This is a genomic window from Neobacillus niacini (genome assembly GCF_031456445.1).
GTDB lineage: Bacteria > Bacillota > Bacilli > Bacillales > Cytobacillaceae > Neobacillus > Neobacillus niacini_I.
The window spans coordinates 85,749-105,766 of the sequence record NZ_JAVDUQ010000007.1 but is presented as its reverse complement, the minus strand read 5'-3'; the positions used below and the strand labels follow the sequence as shown (position 1 = coordinate 105,766).

Below are 20,018 nucleotides of genomic sequence, written 5' to 3'. Positions count from 1 at the left end.
GTTTGTCAACGCCTGAGATACCGGTAAGAATAAAAGTGAAAACAACGATTGATCAACAGGAAAGCTTTGAGCTCCAGTTGTTTGGTCAATACTTTGAAAAGGAGAATGCCTCCTATTTGAAATATGAGGAAGCAATGGAGGAGGGCAGTGTCCGGACAATCGTGAAAATGGCTGCTAAGGAAGGTTTGATTTTACGCGGCGGTGCCGTTAAAATGCGCCTGCCGTTCGAATTAAATCGGAAACTGAATGGAAGCTATGAAATGCCGTTTGGCCAGTTTGAGACAACGACCTTAACGAAAAACCTTCAACATTCCTTTGAAAATGGCCAAGGACTTATAGACATACTTTACGATTTTACGTTGCAGGGCTCGCCCTCAGGTACATACCATTTACAGATAACCTTTCAGGAGGATAGGATATGAATATAGTTGAGCAGGTTCAAAATAAGATTAAAGAAGAAATTAAAGCAGCGGTTTTAAAGGCAGGTCTTGCCACGGAAGAGCAAATTCCCGATGTCATTCTTGAGACACCAAAAGAAAAAGCGCATGGCGATTATTCTACCAATATGGCAATGCAGCTCGCACGAGTCGCAAAGAAAGCGCCGCGGATGATTGCGGAAGCACTCATTGAAAACTTCGATCGTTCAAGGGCATCGATTGAAAAAATTGAATTAGCGGGTCCCGGTTTTATTAATTTTTATATGAATAACAGCTATTTAACTGATTTAATCCCAACCGTTCTTAATGCGGGGGATCAGTATGGCGAAACGACAGGTGGGAATATGCAGAAAATCCAAGTCGAGTTCGTATCGGCGAACCCAACTGGAGACCTCCACCTTGGACATGCCCGCGGTGCGGCTGTCGGCGACTCGCTTTGCAATATTTTAGCGATGGCAGGCTATGATGTGTCCCGTGAGTACTATATCAATGATGCCGGAAACCAGATTAATAATTTGGCTAAATCGGTGGAAGCGCGTTACTTCCAGGCATTAGGTTTAGAAAAAGACATGCCTGAAGATGGTTATCACGGTGAAGATATTATCAATATTGGAAAAACCTTAGCCGAAGAATATGGCAATAAGTATGTCGAAGTCGCTGAAATGGAGCGCTTTGAATTTTTCCGGGAATACGGCTTGCAATATGAAATGGAAAAATTAAAACGCGACCTGGAGGACTTCCGCGTCCGCTTTGATGTCTGGTTCTCGGAAACCTCTCTTTATAAAAATGGAAAAATTGATGAGGCGCTCGAGGCACTGCGTAAAACCGGCTATATCTACGAGGAGGAGGGTGCAACCTGGCTTCGTTCCACAGACTTTGGCGATGATAAGGACCGCGTGCTCATTAAGCAGGATGGCTCTTACACCTATTTGACACCGGATATCGCTTATCATAAAGACAAGCTCAACCGCGGCTTTGAAAAATTGATCAATATTTGGGGTGCGGATCATCATGGCTATATTCCTCGGATGAAGGCGGCGATTCAGGCTTTAGGCTATGACCGCGATGCCCTCGAGGTCGAAATTATCCAGCTTGTTCACCTCTATAAAAACGGTGAAAAAATGAAGATGTCGAAGCGGACAGGAAAAGCGGTAACCATGCGTGATTTAGTTGATGAGGTCGGCCTCGATGCCACCCGCTATTTCTTTGCGATGCGCTCATCCGATACCCATATGGATTTTGACTTGGATTTAGCGGTTTCGGAATCCAATGAGAACCCGGTATATTACGCGCAATATGCCCACGCAAGGATCTCAAGCATGTTACGTCAGGGTGGAGAGGTAGATACCGAAGCGAACTTCTCTTTAATTGACTCTGAAAAGGAAATTGACTTATTGAAAAAGCTTGGCGAATTCCCGCTGGCAGTAGGGGAAGCAGCTGTGAAACGTGTTCCGCACCGCATTACAAACTATATCTTTGAACTGGCTTCAACGTTCCATAGTTTTTATAATGCTGAAAAAGTTCTAGATCCCGAGTATCCGGAGCGTTCTGCCGCTCGTTTAGGTCTAGTGAAGGCTGTACAGATTACCTTACGCAATGCGCTCGCATTAATCGGCGTATCCGCTCCCGATAAAATGTAGACATGAGTGTTGAATCCCTCTTTCAGTTGAAGGAGGGATTTTTGATCATGTAACCAGCCAGAAAAACAAATAAACTCGCCAATAAAATGCGCCTCTTCAAAAAGCCCTTCATAAACATGAATATCCTCCAAAAAATAGCAAATATTAAAATAGACTTTTTCAGTAAGGAGTGAGCTGTATGAATGTAGGTAGAGCGAAGGAAATTGCGGAGTCAGCAGATATCGTCCATGTCAGCTATGAAGGGAACCCGGTGATTATCCAGCATGTTGATGAAGCTGCAAAAATGGCAAGAATTTATTCACGGAATAACCCCGAAGAGGAAAGGGATGTTCCCGTTCTTAACTTAATCGAAGAACAATGAAAAAGCATCGGTGAATAAACCGATGCTTTTTACATGTTCATCTGGCCTTACTGTGCTTGTTATTCGGAAGCTTATCGTCCGGATTTCCATTGCCTTGGTGCGCTTTATTATATTCTTGTTTCTTTTGATCCTCATTTAATTTTTTTACAAATTCACTCGTGTTCTCCATCTTAATCCCTCCTTGATATTTGTTACTTTAACCATTTACGCCCGAAAACATGCCCCGGAACATGTCTAATTTTTTTGGGGATAATATGAAGGATTCCACCATACATAATGAATAGGACAAACGAATACATGGGGGCCTTAATGTATAAGAGACACGTGAAATACTTCACAGATGAAAGAAGAACAGCCTATTTCTCCTTCTATAAGCGGGGGAGCGGGATCTTAATCGGGGTATCGCTTGTTGCGGCTGCTTTGCAACTGCTATTAGTGAAAAATTACATTATTGATGGTGGAATCGTGGGGATTAGCATTATGCTCTCTCATGTCACCCACCATGAAGTGGGGTTGTATATTTTCCTATTAAATACCCCATTTTTACTGCTAGGCTTATTTTACCTCGGTAAAAGGTTTCTAATGATCAGCCTTGGCGCCCTCCTTTTTTTAAGTCTGGAAATGTACATCCTTGAGCCGCTGCCGGTCCTCACAAATAACCCCATTCTCGTTATCCTCCTTGGTGGGATTTGTTTGGGAATGGGGGTGGGAATGATTATTCGCTTTGGCGGTTCCCTCGACGGCACGGAGATTTTGGCCATCATGTTAAGCCGACGGACCCCTTTTTCGATTGGGCAATATGTTTTGTTTTTTAATTTCTTTATTTTCTCCAGTTCGATTTTTGTATTTGGCCTGCTTGAGGCGGTATACTCTTTAGCCACCTTTTGTATTGCCTGTAAAACCATCGATCTTTCACTAAAAAACATGTTATAAAAAATAAGAAAAAATTCCGGCGATGCCTTCCTTCACCGATCTGAAAAGGTTGGGTTTTGTTAATTCATCCAGTGTCAATGGGTGTGAATCCCCGATATCTTTTTGCAAGATGGTTTTTAATCGCTCTATGAATTCAGGATTATAAATATAGCAGTTGATTTCTTTGTTTAAAAATAAACTTCTTTTATCAAAATTGGCGGTTCCGATATCGCAAAGCTTATCGTCGATGACAATCGTTTTTGCATGGTAAAAGCCATTATTAAATTGAAAAACCTTTGCGCCCTCCCGCAAAAGTGCCTTTAAGTAGCGGTGGGATGCCTCCTGTACCAGAACATGGTCCGAGGTATAGGGGACAATAATTGCGAGTTGAACGCCTCTCTTCAAGGTCGCAAGTAATTCCTGAAAAAGCGGCTTGCTAGGAATGAAATAAGGGGTCCCAATAATAATTGACTCCTTTGCCATTTGAAGCAGCCCAAGATACTTTTTCTCCAGTGTAGCAGCCTCTGTCGGCATCAATTGATGGCGGATTAAACCTTTTAAAACTTTAGGGAAATAATTAGAGTGGTTTAATAAATCCTCATTCGTATTTTCTCGCCAATCAATCAGAAACTCGCTTTGTAAAAAGGACGCCCCTTCACCGAGCATTTTTAAATGGTAATCCCGCCATGGGCTGAGTTTCGAATCCTCGTTGATGTATTCCTTCCCAATGTTGTATCCGCCAAGATACCCGATTTTTCCATCTATAATCGTGATTTTCCGGTGATTACGTACCTGGGCGGAGTAAAAAAGATAGGGGAGCTTTACTCGATTGCAAAAAGAAAAATGGACGCCGGCCTGACGGAGTTCATTGATCGAATGCTTTTTCAAATGGATGCCGCCGATTCGGTCGAGCAGAAGCCTGACCTCTACACCCTCCAGTGCCTTTTCTTTTAATAAGTTTAAAAATTCAAGGCTGAACGTGTCATTTTTGATGATATAAAAGAGAATGTGAATATGCATTTTGGCTTCTTTTATTTCTTTAAAATAGTCAGCAAACAGCTCCGGTCCATGCGGGAAGATATCCATCTGGCCATGGAGCATGGGGGTTTCGTAATTTTTAATCTGTGAAAGATGTTTCTTTCTTCCTAGACTAAAATCAAGGACTAGCCATATGATGATAAGAAGTAGTAGTCCAATAAAGGTGAGTATAAATTTCATCTGGATATTTCCCTCCTCATCATATTTTTAGGGTTACCAATTGAAAACGCTTCTATGAATTTGAGTATATGAAATAAAGTTTGTAAAAATTCATTTGACTGAATGCTCATTCATAATATAATAGAGATAGAGGATTCTGAAAATTTATTGTGTTTAAAATTTTCTTAAACGAGAAGTGAGAAAGGGGAGTTTTGATGTGACAGGTCTTTTATGGGTAAACCTTATTGCCTTCTTAGTTGTAACCGCTTACGGGATCAGCCTATTCGTTTATGTGGTCAAAACGCGGATTGAGTATATTAAGCTCGGCAAAAAGGTTGAGTTTGACAACAACGTCAAAGAAAGGCTGCAGAAAATTTGGGTCAATGTGTTTGGCCAGAGTAAATTATTAAAGGACAAAAAGATGGGTGCCATCCATGTGGCCTTCTTTTACGGGTTCCTTTTGGTCCAATTTGGCGCGATTGATTTTATTTGGAAAGGCATTCATCCGGGTTCACATCTGCCGCTTGGGCCGTTGTATCCGGCATTTACCTTTTTCCAAGAGATTGTCACCCTTGTCATTTTAGTAGCAGTGCTTGGGGCATTTTATCGCCGTTATATTGAAAAATTAGTCCGCTTAAAGCGAGGCTTTAAATCCGGTCTTGTCTTAATTTTTATCGGCGGTTTAATGGTTTCTGTCCTGCTTGGAAACGGCATGGGGATCGTTTGGCATGGAGAAGATCCATCATGGTCTGAACCGATAGCATCTGTCATTGCAATGGCGTTCTCATGGGTGGGGAAAACAGCAGCTATTGTCGTATTCTACTTTGCATGGTGGGTGCACTTAATTTTCTTATTATCTTTCTTAGTCTATGTGCCGCAAGGAAAGCACGCTCACTTAATTGCCGGTCCTGCGAACGTTTATTTTAACCGTTTAGAAAAGCCAGGTAAGTTAAAGAAAATTGATTTTGAAGATGAATCACAGGAATCATTTGGGGTTGGAAAAATTGAAGACTTTACCCAGCTGCAAATGATTGACTTTTATGCCTGTGTAGAATGTGGGCGTTGTACCAATATGTGTCCGGCGACCGGAACAGGCAAAATGCTGTCACCGATGGATTTAATCGTCAAAATGCGCAATCATCTTACGAATTACGGAGCGGCGGTTACGTCGAAACAGCCGTGGGTGCCGACCTTTGCATTTGCGGGTACAAAGGGAAACCAAATTGCTCTGGCCGCAGCGGGTAAAGGGGCGGAAGAAGCAGCAGCAGCGGGCATTTATAGCCCGAGCCTCATCGGCGATGTAATTACCGAAGAAGAAATCTGGGCCTGTACAACCTGCCGGAACTGTGAGGATCAATGTCCGGTGATGAACGAGCACGTTGATAAAATTATCGATCTGCGACGTTATCTTGTGTTAACAGAAGGGAAAATGGATGCAGATGCGCAGCGGGCAATGACGAATATCGAACGGCAGGGAAATCCGTGGGGACTTAACCGGAAAGAGCGTGAAAACTGGCGTGAGGTCCGCGACGATGTTCATGTTCCAACGGTAAAAGAAATGAATAAGGCCGGCGAGGAATTCGAATACCTATTCTGGGTAGGTTCGATGGGTTCTTACGATAACCGCAGCCAAAAGATTGCCCTTTCGTTCGCAAAATTAATGAACGAAGCAGGCGTGAAATTTGCCATCCTTGGCAACAAGGAAAAGAACTCCGGTGACACGGCACGCCGTCTCGGGAATGAATTCTTGTTCCAGGAGCTTGCAACGAAAAACATTGAAGAGTTTGAAAAGGCAGAAGTTAAGAAAATCGTTACGATTGACCCGCACGCCTACAATATTTTCAAAAATGAGTATCCTGATTTCGGGTTAACGGCAGAGGTGTACCATCATACGGAAGTTCTCTTTGAGCTTGTCCGCGATGGAAGACTTGTTCCGAAACATGCAGTGAACGAAAAAATTACCTTCCATGATTCTTGCTACCTGGGCCGTTACAATGATGTGTACGACCCACCGCGTGAAATCCTAAAAGCCATCCCGGGTGTTCAGCTTGTGGAAATGGAAAGAAACCGTGAAAAAGGGATGTGCTGTGGTGCAGGCGGGGGCTTAATGTGGATGGAGGAAGAAACAGGTCACCGCATTAATGTATCCCGAACTGAGCAGGCACTTGCGGTTAATCCAACAGTCATTAGCTCCGGATGTCCGTACTGCTTAACGATGCTTTCTGACGGAACGAAAGCGAAAGAAGTAGAAGAAACCGTATCAACTTACGATGTGGCCGAGCTTCTTGAAAAAGCAGTATGCGCCGAGGGTAAGACACTCGCTTCATAAAAAATAGTTTAGCGGAATAAATTAGCTGCTGAATTATCTAGTGTAAAAAGCAGAAGTTGATTGATTTATTAAGAATTCGTTAAATTTTAGGAATTTTGCACCAAAACAATTCAACTTCTGCTAATTTTTTTGTAAAATATAATTAGGTAATAAAACGCTTACATGCCATACCATATAAAAATAACTACATCAAATTTACCACGAAATCCCATCTTAGATTTTCATCAAGCTTAGTTTTTATCTCATCAATCTGCAGATTTTGTTTGTCTGCGTCATTTTTTCAGCATTTTTTGAGCGAGCGTTCAGTCGCTTTTTGGGAAAAATGTTAAATTTTCTGTCTGAATATTAGGAAAAGGGAGAGTGTTTGGAATGGGGAAAACAGTCATTTTAAGCGGAGTGCGCACACCTTTTGGAAAAATGGGAGGTTCATTAAGCAGCTTAACAGCATCAGAACTTGGCGGAATCGCCGTGAGAGAAGCATTAAACCGTGCGAGTGTAAAGCCTGAAGAAGTCCAAGAGGTAATTCTTGGGACCGTATTGCAGGGGGGACAAGGACAAATTCCATCCCGCCAGGCGGCAAGACATGCCGGTCTGCCATGGGAAGTGAAAACGGAAACCATCAATAAGGTATGTGCTTCAGGTATGCGCAGTGTCACATTAGCCGATCAGATCATTCGTGCCGGCGATGAAGAAGTGATTGTGGCCGGCGGCATGGAGTCGATGAGCAATGCACCCTATTTCCTGCCAAAAGCAAGATGGGGCTTAAAAATGGGCGATTCTTCTGTGAAGGATTTATTGATCAATGATGGCTTAAGCTGCAGCTTTACGGGCGCCCATATGGGAACCTACGGAAACGGAACGGCAAAAGAAATGGAAATCAGCCGCGAGGCGCAGGATGCATGGGCTTACCGCAGTCATGTACGGGCGATTCAGGCAATAGAAAGCGGAAAGTTTGCCGAGGAAATTATTGCGGTCGAAGTACCGCAGCGAAAAGGGGCGCCAATCGTTGTTGGGCAGGATGAATCACCGCGAAAAGATACCTCTTTAGAAAGATTGGCAAAGTTGGCACCGGTTTTTAACTTTGACGGAACGATAACAGCCGGGAATGCTCCGGGTGTGAACGACGGTGCGGCGGCACTTGTGCTGATGAGCGAAGAGCGTGCTGAGCGTGAAGGACGTAAACCGGAAGCGGTCATCCTAGGGCATGCGGCGATAGCGATGGAAGCGAAGGACTTTCCAAAGACACCGGGAATTGTCATCAATGAAATTTTACGAAAAACCGGAAAAAGCTTAGAAGACATCGATTTGTTTGAAATCAATGAGGCCTTTGCCGCTGTTGCTTTAGCGAGCAGCCAAATTGCCGATCTTGATCAGGAAAAAGTCAATGTGAACGGCGGTGCGGTCGCACTTGGGCACCCAATCGGGGCAAGCGGCGCACGGATTATCCTAACGTTAATGCATGAATTAAAGCGCCGCGGCGGCGGAATCGGAATTGCTGCCATCTGCAGTGGCGGCGGTCAGGGCGATGCCGTGATGATTGAGGTTCCGAAGGTTCCGAAGGCGTAACCGTTTCGAGTGGGAATTTCGCATCGCAGATAGAATGGCGGTTTACGCAAATAAATCGTTCATTATCGCAGATAAATTCCATTTTTCCGCAGATAAAACGGCTCGTTTCATAGATTTGAAATAAAAAGGGGCTGACTGAAAGAGCGGGCAGCCCCGCTTGGAGGGAAAATCATGAAGGTTGAAAAGATAATGGTCATTGGGGCAGGGCAAATGGGTTCAGGGATTGCCCAAGTTTGTGCCCAAGCGGGATATCAGGTGTTTTTAAATGATTTGAAACCAGAATTCGTTGAGCGCGGTTTAGGTATTATCAACAAAAACCTATCAAGAAATGTCGACAAGGGTCGTTTAACCGAAGAGCAAAAACAGGAAGTGTTAGCACGGCTGACGCCTTCTAATGACCTTAATGATGCAAGCAGTGTCGATCTTGTCATTGAAGCAGCGGTTGAAAACATGGAAATCAAGGCGAAAATTTTTGCTCAGCTTGATGAAATTACCCCGGAGCATGTCATTTTGGCGAGTAACACGTCTTCACTACCGATTACAGAAATTGCCGCGGCTACAAAGCGTCCAGAAAAGGTCATCGGCATGCATTTTATGAATCCGGTGCCGGTGATGAAACTGGTCGAGATTATCCGCGGGCTAGCAACGGCAGATGAAGTCTATCAAGTGATTGAGGATATGACGAAAACTTTAAGCAAGGTCCCGGTTGAAGTAAATGACTATCCGGGATTCGTATCAAACCGCATTCTTATGCCGATGATCAATGAGGCGATTTATACGCTATATGAAGGTGTAGCAACAAAAGAAGCGATTGATGAAGTAATGAAGCTTGGTATGAACCATCCAATGGGTCCGTTAACATTGGCTGATTTTATCGGCTTGGACACATGCCTTTACATTATGGAAACATTGCATGAAGGCTTTGGTGATGATAAATACCGTCCATGCCCGCTGCTTCGAAAATATGTAAAAGCAGGCTGGCTTGGTAAGAAAACAGGCCGCGGGTTTTACACATACGAATAGAAAGATGGGGTAAGCACGATCGGAAGGGTTCAAAAAATGAAAACGCTTTAGGACGGTTCTAAATAGAGAAAAGCTTAGGTTAAGCACCATAGTAATGGTTCTAATCATAGAAAAGTAGAGACGACGATATCCTCGGGAAGGGTAGATGGACATGAACCTAACATTTACAGAAGAACAAGAAATGATGCAAAAAATGGTCAAGGATTTTGCAGCAAATGAAATTGCTCCATTTGTAGAGCGAATGGAGCAAGGTGAATTCCCGCGCGAAGTCCTCCGCAAAATGGGCGAGCTCGGCCTCATGGGTATTCCAGTTCCAGAAAAATACGGCGGTGCGGGAATGGATTTCACTTCTTACATCATTGCGATTCACGAGCTTTCCAAGGTGAGTGCGACAGTAGGGGTTATTCTTTCCGTCCACACTTCGGTGGGCACAAACCCCATTTTATATTTTGGTACAGAAGAACAAAAGCAGCATTATATCCCGAAACTGGCAAGCGGCGAGTACCTAGGGGCGTTTTGCTTAACTGAACCAAGCTCCGGTTCAGATGCTGCCAGCCTGAAGTCCCGTGCCGTACGCGATGGCGATTTTTATAAAATAAGCGGCACGAAGGCGTTTATCACCAATGGCGGGGAAGCCGATGTTTATATCGTGTTTGCTTCAACGAATCCAGAAAAAGGTTCAGGGGGCATTACCGCATTTATTGTGGAAAAAAACACACCTGGTCTAATCATTGGTAAGGACGAAAAGAAAATGGGGCTGCACGGCTCGAGAACGGTTCAACTTACATTTGAAGATATGATGGTTCCAGTTGCGAACCGGCTTGGTGAGGAAGGCGAAGGTTTTAAAATTGCCATGGCAAACTTAGAGGTTGGACGAATTGGGATTGCGACTCAGGCACTGGGAATTGCCGAGGCGGCATTAGAAGCGGCAACTGACTATGCGAAGCAGCGCCAACAGTTCGGCAAGCCGATTGCTGCGCAGCAAGGGATTGCTTTTAAGCTCGCGGAAATGGCGACAAGTGTTGAAGCGGCAAAACTATTAATCTATCGAGCGGCTGACCTTCGGAGGCGGGGTGTGAAATGCGGCTTTGAGTCTTCTGTCGCTAAGCTATTTGCTTCTCGTACGGCAGTGGAAGTGGCGACTGAGGCCATCCAAGTGTTTGGCGGGTACGGCTATACCGAGGATTACCCGGTTGAACGCTATTTCCGCGATGCGAAAATTACCGAGATTTATGAAGGAACAAGCGAGATCCAGCGCATTGTAGTAAGCAAGCACCTGTAATTTGGTTTTTGTAGATAAAATTGAAAATTTGGCGATGGACCGAAATTTAGAATTGTTGATATCAGAGCAAAATGTGTTGATATCTGCTAAAAGTGTGTTGATATCAGGCCAATTTGTGTTGATATCTGTTAAAAATGTGTTGATATCCGCCCAAAATGTGTCGATATCCATCCAAAATATGTTGATAACCGGTTCGCGTTACGACCGAACATCCAATAATCGCACTAAAAAACCAAGGGGGACTCAAAAATGAACTTTCAATTATCCGAAGAACATGAAATGATTCGCAAAATGGTTCGTGATTTTGCTCGAAATGAGGTCGCACCGACTGCGGCTGAGCGTGATGAGGCGGAACATTTTGACCGTGCCATTTTTGATAAAATGGCGGAGCTTGGCTTAACAGGAATTCCATGGCCGGAGGAATATGGTGGCATTGGCAGCGATTATCTTGCTTATTGTATCGCAGTTGAAGAGCTTTCCCGCGTTGACGCGTCCATCGGGGTAACTCTTTCTGCCCATACCTCGCTTGCGGGCTGGCCTCTTTATAAGTTCGGGTCCGAAGAACAAAAGCAAAAATACCTTCGTCCAATGGCAGAAGGGTCAAAAATTGGCGCTTACGGCTTAACCGAGCCTGGCAGCGGTTCCGATGCAGGCGGAATGAGAACGACCGCTCGCTTGGAAGGCGACCATTATGTCCTGAATGGTTCAAAAATTTTCATCACCAACGGCGGGGTTGCTGACATCTATGTCGTGTTTGCCTTAACCGATTCATCCAGCAGACAAAAAGGAACAACCGCCTTCATTATCGAAAAAGATTTCCCAGGCTTCTCGGTTGGCAAAAAAGAGAAGAAACTCGGCATTCGTTCATCGCCGACAACAGAAATTATTTTTGAAGATTGTAAGGTACCGGTTGAAAATAGGCTTGGCCAGGAAGGCGAAGGCTTTAAAATTGCGATGATGACGCTTGATGGCGGCCGTAACGGTATCGCGGCGCAAGCGGTGGGAATTGCACAGGGGGCACTTGATGCAGCGGTTGATTATGCAAAGGAACGCCACCAGTTTGGCAAGCCAATTGTCGCGAACCAAGGAATCAGTTTCAAGCTTGCGGATATGGCTACAGCGATTGAAGCTTCAAGACTGTTAACCTACCAAGCAGCATGGCTGGAGTCAAACGGGCTGCCGTACGGAAAAGAGTCGGCGATGTCCAAATTAATGGCCGGTGACACGGCGATGAAAGTGACAACCGAAGCGATTCAAGTGTTTGGCGGATACGGGTATACAAAGGATTATCCGGTAGAACGGTTTATGCGCGATGCAAAAATCACGCAAATTTATGAAGGAACACAAGAAATTCAACGCCTTGTAATCTCAAGGATGCTGACGAAATAGAAAAGCAGAAGCAAGAATCATAAGAAGGAATTTGAAGGTGCCCCCGTTACGAAAAGCAGGAAAACTCGAACACCTGCTTTTTTGGAGGGTGCCGTGAACAAAAGGCGGTTTTAACGTGACGAAAAAGAGGGAAGTACAGGCTTCGGTCAAGGATGAGCGTCTGGTTGAAAAAAGACGTGATCAGATGATTAAAGGGGCGGTCACACTTTTTATAGAAAAGGGGTTTCACCGGACGACAACAAGGGAAATTGCCAAGGCGGCCGGGTTTAGCATTGGAACACTTTATGAATACATTCGCTCGAAGGAAGATGTTCTCTACCTTGTTTGTGACAGTATTTATGAACATGTCAGCGAGCGCCTTCAGAAAGACCTCGATAATAAACAGGGGACATTAGCCAATTTAAAGCAGGGAATTGCCAATTACTTTCGGGTTGTAGATGAGATGCAGGATGAGTTTCTGGTCATGTACCAAGAAGTAAAATCGTTACCAAAGGATGCCCTGCCATACGTTCTGAACAAAGAAAAGGAAATGGCAGCGATGTTTGAAAAGCTGCTGGTCCTGTGTGTGGAAAATGGCGAGCTGGATTTATCGGAAAAACGATTAAAGCTTATTTCTCACAATATTATTGTTGACGGGCATATGTGGAGCTTCCGCCGCTGGTCCGTACAGAAATTATATACCATCGATGAATATATTGAACTGCAAACAGAGCTGATTTTATCTGCAATTAAGCAAAAAGGGGGAGAATGATGGAGATTTATAAGCCAAAACATCACATCCGATTTGTAACCGCATCCAGCCTCTTTGACGGGCATGATGCCTCAATCAATATTATGAGAAGAATTCTTCAGTCAAGCGGAGCCGAGGTCATTCATCTCGGCCACAACCGTTCGGTAGAAGAGGTGGTAAACGCAGCGATTCAAGAGGACGTGCAGGGGATTGCGATTTCGTCTTATCAAGGCGGCCATGTTGAATATTTTAAATACATGTATGATTTGCTCAAGGAAAAAGGCGCACAAAACATCCGTATTTACGGCGGCGGGGGCGGCGTTATTATTCCAAAAGAAATCAAAGAGCTTCATGATTACGGTATTGCCTGGATTTTTTCACCGGAAGACGGCAGGACTTTAGGACTACAAGGCATGATTAACCGCATGCTTGAAGAAAGCGATTTTCCAACGGTTACGACCAATGCGGCGGAGCAAATTGAAAAACTGCCCGCTGGGGATGTCAACGCGATTGCCAAGCTCATCACGCTTGCGGAGCTGCATGTCGATGATAACAAAGAAGTCGCAGCAGCAGCAGAGCTTGTCCTTGATCAAGTTAAATCGTTAACGAAGGCGATTCCGGTTATCGGTATTACCGGTACTGGCGGCGCCGGAAAAAGTTCGCTGACGGATGAATTGATTCGCCGCTTTATCAATGAACTGCCGGATAAAAAGATGGCGGTTCTATCGGTCGACCCGACGAAACAAAAAACAGGCGGAGCGCTTCTAGGGGACCGGATTCGCATGAATGCGATTTTTTCACCAAATGTGTATATGCGCAGCCTTGCTACAAGGTCATCTAAAACGGAATTGTCGCTAGCAATTAAGGACGCCGTGTCGGTGGTTAAAGCAGCCGGATTTGATTTGGTCATTGTGGAAACGAGCGGAATTGGCCAAGGGGATGCGGAAATCACTGAAGTTTGTGACCTTTCCATGTACGTAATGACGAGTGAATTCGGGGCACCGACACAGCTTGAAAAAATTGATATGATCGACTTTGCCGATCTCATCGTGATTAATAAATTTGAGCGCAAAGGCTCAGAGGATGCAAAGCGGCATGTTCAAAAGCAATACCAGCGCAGCCATATGCTGTTTGAAAAGGATCCATTGGAAATGCCGGTGTATGGAACAATTGCCAGTCAGTTTAATGACCCTGGCACCAATGCCCTTTTTGCAGCATTAGTAGAAAAAATCAATGAAAAAATGGTATCAGACTGGGAGACCTCCTTTACTAAGCATGCAAAAGTTGAAAAACAAAGTGTGATCATTCCTACCGACCGCCGCTATTACTTGAGGGAAATCTCCGAAACGGTGCGCCGTTATCATAAGAAAGCAGAAGAGCAGGCTGACTTGGCACGGAAGCTGTTCCAGCTTGAAGGAGCAATTGCTGCTGTAAAGGAACGCGAGGCTGGCAGTGAAATCATTGCTTCCTTAGAAGCCATCAAGCAGGAAACCGAAGAGAAGCTGACACCTATATCGAAAAAAATCCTGAACGGCTGGGGTGCAACGAAGGAAGCCTATTCAAAGGACCAATTCGTAACAAGAATTCGCGACAAAGAAATCATAACGGTTTTAAAAACAAAGAGCCTTTCCGGACTCGACATTCCAAAGGTGGCTTTGCCGAAATATAAAGATTACGGCGAAATCCTTCGCTGGGTATACCGCGAAAATGTACCGGGTTCGTATCCCTTTACAGCAGGAGTATTCCCGTTCAAGCGTGAAGGAGAAGATCCAAAACGGCAGTTTGCCGGGGAAGGGACACCGGAACGCACGAACCGCCGCTTCCACTATTTATCGAAGGATGATCCAGCAAAACGCTTAAGTACTGCGTTTGACTCGGTTACCCTTTATGGGGAAGATCCGGATCACCGTCCAGATATTTATGGGAAGATTGGCACGAGCGGCGTCAGCGTTTGTACGCTTGATGATATGAAAAAGCTGTATGCTGGATTTGACTTATGCCACCCATCCACATCGGTTTCGATGACGATTAATGGTCCAGCGCCGATTATTTTGGCGATGTTCATGAACACAGCAATTGACCAGCAGGTGCAGAAAAAAGAAGCGGAGCTTGGCCGTGTGTTAACGGTGGAAGAATTTGCTGAAGTAAGAGCCTATACGCTGAAAACCGTCCGCGGTACGGTGCAAGCTGATATTTTAAAAGAAGACCAGGGTCAAAATACCTGTATTTTCTCCACGGAATTTGCCCTAAGGATGATGGGCGATATTCAGCAGTATTTCATTGACCATCAGGTGCGCAATTATTATTCCGTTTCCATTTCCGGCTACCATATTGCCGAAGCAGGGGCGAATCCGATTTCGCAATTGGCCTTTACGTTGTCAAATGGGTTTACGTATGTTGAGTATTATTTGAGCCGCGGCATGAAGATTGATGATTTTGCAGCAAATCTTTCGTTCTTCTTCTCGAATGGTTTGGATCCGGAGTATACCGTGATTGGCCGCGTTGCCCGCCGTATTTGGGCAACTGTGATGCGCGATAAATATGGTTCTAATGAGCGCAGCCAAAAGCTGAAGTACCATGTGCAGACCTCGGGACGTTCGCTGCATGCCCAGGAAATCGATTTTAATGATATCCGGACAACATTGCAGGCGTTAATGGCCCTCCATGATAACTGTAATTCGCTTCACACGAATGCGTATGATGAAGCAATCACGACTCCAACCGAGGAATCGGTACGAAGGGCGATGGCGATTCAAATGATTATTACCAAGGAGCATGGGTTAACCAAGAATGAAAACCCGCTTCAAGGTTCGTTTATCGTTGAAGAGCTGACCGATCTCGTCGAAGAGGCGGTTTTACAGGAATTTGAGCGGATTAATGACCGCGGCGGAGTGCTCGGTGCGATGGAAACGCAGTACCAGCGTGGAAAAATCCAGGATGAATCGATGTATTACGAGATGAAAAAGCATACGGGTGAATTGCCAATTATTGGTGTGAATACCTATTTGAATCCGAATCCGCCATCTGAGGAAGAGGTCGACAATATGGAGCTGGCCCGGGCAACGGAAGAAGAAAAGGAGCTGCAAATCCACAATTTGCGCGAGTTCCAAAAAGCCCATTCGGGTGCAGCAGAACAGGCTTTAAAGGCTTTGAAGGCAGCGGCAGTCAACAATGGCAACATTTTTGCAGAATTGATGGAGACAGTCAAAGTGGCGAGTCTCGGACAGATTACAAAAGCATTATATGAGGTTGGCGGGCAGTATCGAAGAAATATGTAAATAGAAAAGCGGAAGCGACCTAGGAAAAAGCAGTTCATTTTTTCCCTTGAGGGGCTAGTCGCTGGAGCTAGACAGTTATCGAAGTTGGGTGCATAATATAGGTTTATTTGGCAGACAATGGCTCTTTTGAGGGTCATTGTCTATTTATGTAAAAAAGTTTTTTTCAAAATGAAAGATTTTCTTATATAATTATAGTTATTACACATTAGGGCTCCTTGGTGGTGAAACAAATGAAGATAACTTTTATAATTGGAGTTTTAATTGTTTTTGCCTGGCCATTATATTATCTCTATGAACTCCAGCTGGGCGCAGTTTCGTTTCTGCTGCTGGCAATTTTCTTTCTGGTGGTGTCAATCAAGGAGATGAAAAAGCTGCGCTTGAATAAAGAAAGCAGTCAAGAGCAGAAACAAAGGCAAAAAATCAAGCGAAACAATAGATAGAACTAGCATAAACGGCAGTAAATTGTTTATAATGAAGAATATGGATTTTTGGTGATTGTCCGTTATTCACTCTACTAGAGTGTTAAATAGAGAAAGGAAGTGCCGATATTGAGTTTAGCACAATACTCAAAAGAGGAATTAAAAGAGCTATCCCTCATTGAAATGGCTTTTGAATTTTTGAAAAACAGCAAGCAGGCGATTTCATTTCATGAATTGGTAAAAGGAATCTCAGCGGCAGCAGGTGTTTCGGAAGAGGAAATGCGGTCCAAGCTTGCGCAATTTTACACTGATATTAATATTGACGGCCGTTTTCTTTCGTTAGGGGAAAACCGCTGGGGACTTCGCGTTTGGTATCCAGTTGATACGCAAGAGGAAGAAGTTGTTACGGTTGTGAAACCGAAGAAGAAAAAGGCGAAGAAGGTTGTCGACGAGGAGGACCTTGACGATTACGATGAAATCGATGAAGAGGAATACGATGACCTCGACGATTATACCGACGATGAGGATGAACTTCTTGAAGATGAGGATGTCTTTGATGAGATTGATGACGTCGATGAGGATGAAGAGGTCCTTGAAGACGATGAAGAATTTGACCTCGACGAAGAAGAACTCGATGACGATTTGGACGAGGATGAAGATGAGTTGGCGGAAGAGGAAGAAGAAGACTTGTAATTGTCTTGACTTTTTATCTCTACCCTTGTATTATCTTTTTTGGGCTCCTTAAAAAAGGAACGAAACAATAGTTGATGATATGCGCTCCCTTACAAAGTGTTAAGTGGAGCGCTTTTTTGTTGTTTTTTGGAGTAAAATCGTTTCACTTCCCCGTCGACCAATCACCTTAGGGTAAGGCGGAATTTTTTTTGAAAAATGCCTTAAACTATCTGGATAATGTACAAACTGTAAATATGAGGGGGAATCATTCATGACAAAGTATATTTTTGTAACAGGCGGCGTAGTTTCCTCGCTTGGAAAAGGGATTACCGCAGCATCTTTAGGACGTTTATTAAAAAATCGCGGATTGAGCGTAACGATTCAAAAATTTGATCCGTACATCAACGTCGACCCGGGAACAATGAGTCCGTATCAGCATGGTGAAGTGTTCGTTACCGATGACGGTGCAGAAACAGATTTAGACTTAGGTCACTATGAGCGTTTCATTGATATTAACTTAAACAAGTATAGCAACGTAACGACCGGGAAAATTTACTCCAGTGTCTTACGTAAAGAGCGCCGTGGTGATTATTTAGGCGGAACGGTTCAGGTTATTCCACATATTACTAACGAAATTAAAGACCGTGTTTTCCGTGCCGGCAATGAAACGAATGCTGATGTGGTTATTACGGAAATCGGCGGAACAGTTGGTGATATTGAATCACTCCCATTTCTTGAAGCCATTCGCCAAATTAAAAATGATGTCGGTCGTGACAATGTTTTATACGTTCATTGTACATTGATTCCGTACATCAAAGCAGCTGGTGAAATGAAAACCAAGCCAACGCAGCACAGTGTAAAAGAGCTTCGCAGCCTTGGAATTCAGCCAAATATCATTGTGGTTCGTACAGAAATGCCAGTATCACAGGATATGAAGGATAAAATTGCCTTGTTCTGTGATATTGATTCGAAAGCAGTAATCGAGTGCCGTGATGCGGATACCCTTTACTCTGTACCACTTGCACTTCAAGAGCAAAATATGGACCAAATTGTCTGCGACCATTTGAAATTGGTGACTCCGGAAGCAGAAATGACCGAGTGGAAAACATTGGTGGATAAGGTCCTTCATTTATCAAGCAAGACTCGGATTGGTCTTGTTGGGAAATATGTTGAACTTCAAGATGCCTATATTTCTGTAGTGGAAGCGATGCGTCATGCCGGCTATGCGTTTGATGCCGATGTAGAAATTAAGTGGATCAATGCGGAACATGTAACAGCTGAGAATGTGGAAGAGTTATTGGGCGATGTGGACGGCGTCCTTGTTCCTGGTGGTTTCGGTGACCGCGGGATTGAAGGGAAAATTGAAGCAACTCGTTATGCGCGTGAAAATAAGAAACCGTTCCTTGGGATTTGTTTAGGGATGCAGCTGGCAACGGTTGAGTTTGCCCGCAATGTTCTTGGTCATAAGGGAGCGCATTCTGCTGAGTTTGTTCCAGATACCAATTATCCAATTATTGATTTACTTCCTGAACAGAAAGATATCGAGGATTTAGGCGGTACATTAAGACTTGGTTTGTATCCGGCACGTCTTGCGGAAGGAACGAAGGCGTTTGGAGCCTATGAGGAGAAAGTGATTTATGAGCGCCACCGCCACCGTTATGAGTTTAATAATCAATATCGTCAGGAGATGGAGGAGGCTGGACTTTTGTTCTCTGGTACTAGCCCGGACGGTCGTTTAGTGGAGATTATTGAGTTGAAGGATCATCCATGGTTTGTAGCGTCTCAGTTCCACCCAGAGTTTGTGTCAAGACCAACCCGTCCACAGCCGCTATTCCGCGACTTTATTCGTGCGACGTTGAAATAAGTTTTTTGGACCATTCCTTTTTTGGGGAGTGGTCTTTTTTGTGGGGATTTTTGAAAAAGGGGGGCATGGGCGAAGCGGCAAATAAAAGGGGGAAGTGGCAGATATATTGGTGGAAGTGGCAAATAAAAGGGCGGAACTGGAAAATTAAATGTAAAAAGAGAGAAATAAACATTGAAAAAGGTAATTTTAAAATGGTGGATTCGCTTTTTGGGATAATTTTATAGTCCAAAATAGGGGGGACTATTGAATCTTGGTATTTTTTAGCGTTTTGGCAAATAAATTGATAAAAGTGGCAAATAAAACTCTGGAAATGAGCAATAAAACACAAAACTGGAAAATAAAAACGACCCAAATAACCGGGCCGCCACAAAACTACTCCTCATATTCCCCTAAAATCTCGTCAATCGTAAATTTAAGACCGTAATAGACGAATAATCCGGCCATCGAGGACGGATATCCAAAGCGCCCGCCGAATTCATCCGGCAATAATCCCTTTTTCAATCCCAAATCAATATGAACATCCGCAAATTCCACAAGCGGGCCCGCTTCTTCCCCGATACTCGATACCGCAACAAACGGAATTCCTTTTTCCTGAAGCTTTTCAGCAAGCAAAACAGCCTCCTCATCCGCTGAAGTCCTTGTGAAAATCAACACTCGGTCGGAATCAGTTAGTGAAGACAAGTCACTCACCACCTTCGCACCCTTAAGCGGCTCCGCACCCTCCAAGGCTTCGGCCTCTACCGCCTTCATCTCGCGAAAACCCGCAAGGTAAATGGACCCATCGCCGACAGGAGCCTGAGCCAAAAGTCGTGCCCCATCCTCAAAAGAAAACTCCTCTTTTTCATCCATTCTTTTAAATAAACCCGTTAATTGGGTAGTGAACATTTTTAACATAAAGACCACTCCTTCTCGAGACTAT

Annotated in this window: 17 protein-coding genes; 14 read left to right on the top strand and 3 right to left on the bottom strand. The window is 44.2% G+C overall.

All coding sequences use genetic code 11. From position 1 onward, the window contains the following. Positions 1 to 2: 2 nt before the first annotated feature. The 3 genes from J2Y67_RS09035 (at position 3) to J2Y67_RS09025 (ending at position 2,438) form a co-directional block, all read left to right on the top strand. Positions 3 to 422 (top strand): YwiB family protein, encoded by a 420-nt coding sequence (locus J2Y67_RS09035; protein ID WP_310173051.1) that lies wholly within the window; start codon positions 3 to 5, stop codon positions 420 to 422. After that, entirely contained in the window at positions 419 to 2,077 is a 1,659-nt protein-coding gene (argS, locus tag J2Y67_RS09030; protein ID WP_310173049.1) for an arginine--tRNA ligase, read from the top strand. Before J2Y67_RS09035 ends, argS begins: the two co-directional genes overlap by 4 nt. Before the next feature lie 178 nt (positions 2,078 to 2,255). Beyond that, the gene (locus tag J2Y67_RS09025) at positions 2,256 to 2,438 is read left to right on the top strand and encodes an H-type small acid-soluble spore protein (RefSeq protein WP_310173048.1); all 183 of its coding nucleotides are present in this window, start codon (positions 2,256 to 2,258) and stop codon (positions 2,436 to 2,438) included. Positions 2,439 to 2,475: 37 nt separating this feature from the next. Here J2Y67_RS09025 and J2Y67_RS09020 read toward each other — a convergent pair whose 3' ends face one another. Further along, the gene (locus J2Y67_RS09020; protein ID WP_310173046.1) at positions 2,476 to 2,607 is read right to left on the bottom strand and encodes a DUF4023 domain-containing protein; all 132 of its coding nucleotides are present in this window, start codon (positions 2,605 to 2,607) and stop codon (positions 2,476 to 2,478) included. Positions 2,608 to 2,747: 140 nt separating this feature from the next. Between J2Y67_RS09020 and J2Y67_RS09015 the strand changes: the two genes are divergently transcribed. Then, entirely contained in the window at positions 2,748 to 3,371 is a 624-nt protein-coding gene (locus J2Y67_RS09015) for a YitT family protein (protein ID WP_310173044.1), read from the top strand. Here the strand turns inward: J2Y67_RS09015 and cls are convergent. Continuing rightward, a complete protein-coding gene (cls, locus tag J2Y67_RS09010) occupies positions 3,366 to 4,568 on the bottom strand; it encodes a cardiolipin synthase (protein WP_310173042.1) in 1,203 nt (400 codons plus the stop codon). The two genes, J2Y67_RS09015 and cls, sit on opposite strands and share 6 nt — an antisense overlap. 196 nt (positions 4,569 to 4,764) lie before the next feature. On the opposite strand from cls, the gene J2Y67_RS09005 reads away from it, so the two are divergent. From J2Y67_RS09005 to J2Y67_RS08960, 10 genes are all read left to right on the top strand, one after another. Beyond that, the gene (locus tag J2Y67_RS09005) at positions 4,765 to 6,876 is read left to right on the top strand and encodes a (Fe-S)-binding protein (RefSeq protein WP_310173039.1); all 2,112 of its coding nucleotides are present in this window, start codon (positions 4,765 to 4,767) and stop codon (positions 6,874 to 6,876) included. A gap of 369 nt (positions 6,877 to 7,245) precedes the next feature. Next, positions 7,246 to 8,442 (top strand): acetyl-CoA C-acetyltransferase, encoded by a 1,197-nt coding sequence (locus tag J2Y67_RS09000; RefSeq protein WP_310173037.1) that lies wholly within the window; start codon positions 7,246 to 7,248, stop codon positions 8,440 to 8,442. A gap of 171 nt (positions 8,443 to 8,613) precedes the next feature. Further along, positions 8,614 to 9,465 carry a 3-hydroxybutyryl-CoA dehydrogenase gene (locus tag J2Y67_RS08995; protein WP_310173035.1) on the top strand — a complete coding sequence of 284 codons (852 nt, stop codon included), beginning with the start codon at positions 8,614 to 8,616 and terminating at the stop codon, positions 9,463 to 9,465. Positions 9,466 to 9,616: 151 nt separating this feature from the next. Then, positions 9,617 to 10,747: an acyl-CoA dehydrogenase gene (locus J2Y67_RS08990; RefSeq protein WP_310173033.1), complete on the top strand. Its 1,131-nt coding sequence runs from the start codon at positions 9,617 to 9,619 to the stop codon at positions 10,745 to 10,747. 249 nt (positions 10,748 to 10,996) lie between these two features. After that, the gene (locus J2Y67_RS08985; protein ID WP_310173031.1) at positions 10,997 to 12,136 is read left to right on the top strand and encodes an acyl-CoA dehydrogenase; all 1,140 of its coding nucleotides are present in this window, start codon (positions 10,997 to 10,999) and stop codon (positions 12,134 to 12,136) included. A 115-nt stretch (positions 12,137 to 12,251) separates the two neighbouring features. Beyond that, entirely contained in the window at positions 12,252 to 12,887 is a 636-nt protein-coding gene (locus J2Y67_RS08980; RefSeq protein ID WP_310173029.1) for a TetR/AcrR family transcriptional regulator, read from the top strand. Then, positions 12,884 to 16,144, top strand: a complete 3,261-nt coding sequence (icmF, locus tag J2Y67_RS08975) for a fused isobutyryl-CoA mutase/GTPase IcmF (protein ID WP_310173027.1) — start codon at positions 12,884 to 12,886, stop codon at positions 16,142 to 16,144. Before J2Y67_RS08980 ends, icmF begins: the two co-directional genes overlap by 4 nt. A gap of 230 nt (positions 16,145 to 16,374) precedes the next feature. Next, positions 16,375 to 16,584, top strand: coding sequence for a hypothetical protein (locus J2Y67_RS08970; RefSeq protein ID WP_310173024.1), 210 nt, complete (start codon positions 16,375 to 16,377; stop codon positions 16,582 to 16,584). Positions 16,585 to 16,692: 108 nt separating this feature from the next. Further along, a complete protein-coding gene (gene rpoE / locus J2Y67_RS08965; RefSeq protein WP_310173022.1) occupies positions 16,693 to 17,256 on the top strand; it encodes a DNA-directed RNA polymerase subunit delta in 564 nt (187 codons plus the stop codon). Positions 17,257 to 17,506: 250 nt separating this feature from the next. Beyond that, the gene (locus J2Y67_RS08960; protein WP_310173020.1) at positions 17,507 to 19,099 is read left to right on the top strand and encodes a CTP synthase; all 1,593 of its coding nucleotides are present in this window, start codon (positions 17,507 to 17,509) and stop codon (positions 19,097 to 19,099) included. Positions 19,100 to 19,471: 372 nt separating this feature from the next. Here the strand turns inward: J2Y67_RS08960 and J2Y67_RS08955 are convergent, their stop codons facing one another. Continuing rightward, the gene (locus J2Y67_RS08955) at positions 19,472 to 19,993 is read right to left on the bottom strand and encodes a DUF2529 domain-containing protein (RefSeq protein ID WP_310173019.1); all 522 of its coding nucleotides are present in this window, start codon (positions 19,991 to 19,993) and stop codon (positions 19,472 to 19,474) included. Positions 19,994 to 20,018 lie beyond the last annotated feature (25 nt).

What these genes read in the sequence shown, in the direction of transcription:
- argS (WP_310173049.1), top strand. Translation starts at nt 419, where the DNA reads ATGAATATAGTTGAGCAGGTTCAAAATAAGATTAAAGAAGAAATTAAA.
- J2Y67_RS09025 (WP_310173048.1), top strand. Translation starts at nt 2,256, where the DNA reads ATGAATGTAGGTAGAGCGAAGGAAATTGCGGAGTCAGCAGATATCGTC.
- J2Y67_RS09020 (WP_310173046.1), bottom strand. Translation starts at nt 2,607, where the DNA reads ATGGAGAACACGAGTGAATTTGTAAAAAAATTAAATGAGGATCAAAAG.
- J2Y67_RS09015 (WP_310173044.1), top strand. Translation starts at nt 2,748, where the DNA reads ATGTATAAGAGACACGTGAAATACTTCACAGATGAAAGAAGAACAGCC.
- cls (WP_310173042.1), bottom strand. Translation starts at nt 4,568, where the DNA reads ATGAAATTTATACTCACCTTTATTGGACTACTACTTCTTATCATCATA.
- J2Y67_RS09000 (WP_310173037.1), top strand. Translation starts at nt 7,246, where the DNA reads ATGGGGAAAACAGTCATTTTAAGCGGAGTGCGCACACCTTTTGGAAAA.
- J2Y67_RS08995 (WP_310173035.1), top strand. Translation starts at nt 8,614, where the DNA reads ATGAAGGTTGAAAAGATAATGGTCATTGGGGCAGGGCAAATGGGTTCA.
- J2Y67_RS08990 (WP_310173033.1), top strand. Translation starts at nt 9,617, where the DNA reads ATGAACCTAACATTTACAGAAGAACAAGAAATGATGCAAAAAATGGTC.
- J2Y67_RS08985 (WP_310173031.1), top strand. Translation starts at nt 10,997, where the DNA reads ATGAACTTTCAATTATCCGAAGAACATGAAATGATTCGCAAAATGGTT.
- icmF (WP_310173027.1), top strand. Translation starts at nt 12,884, where the DNA reads ATGATGGAGATTTATAAGCCAAAACATCACATCCGATTTGTAACCGCA.
- J2Y67_RS08970 (WP_310173024.1), top strand. Translation starts at nt 16,375, where the DNA reads ATGAAGATAACTTTTATAATTGGAGTTTTAATTGTTTTTGCCTGGCCA.
- J2Y67_RS08960 (WP_310173020.1), top strand. Translation starts at nt 17,507, where the DNA reads ATGACAAAGTATATTTTTGTAACAGGCGGCGTAGTTTCCTCGCTTGGA.
- J2Y67_RS08955 (WP_310173019.1), bottom strand. Translation starts at nt 19,993, where the DNA reads ATGTTAAAAATGTTCACTACCCAATTAACGGGTTTATTTAAAAGAATG.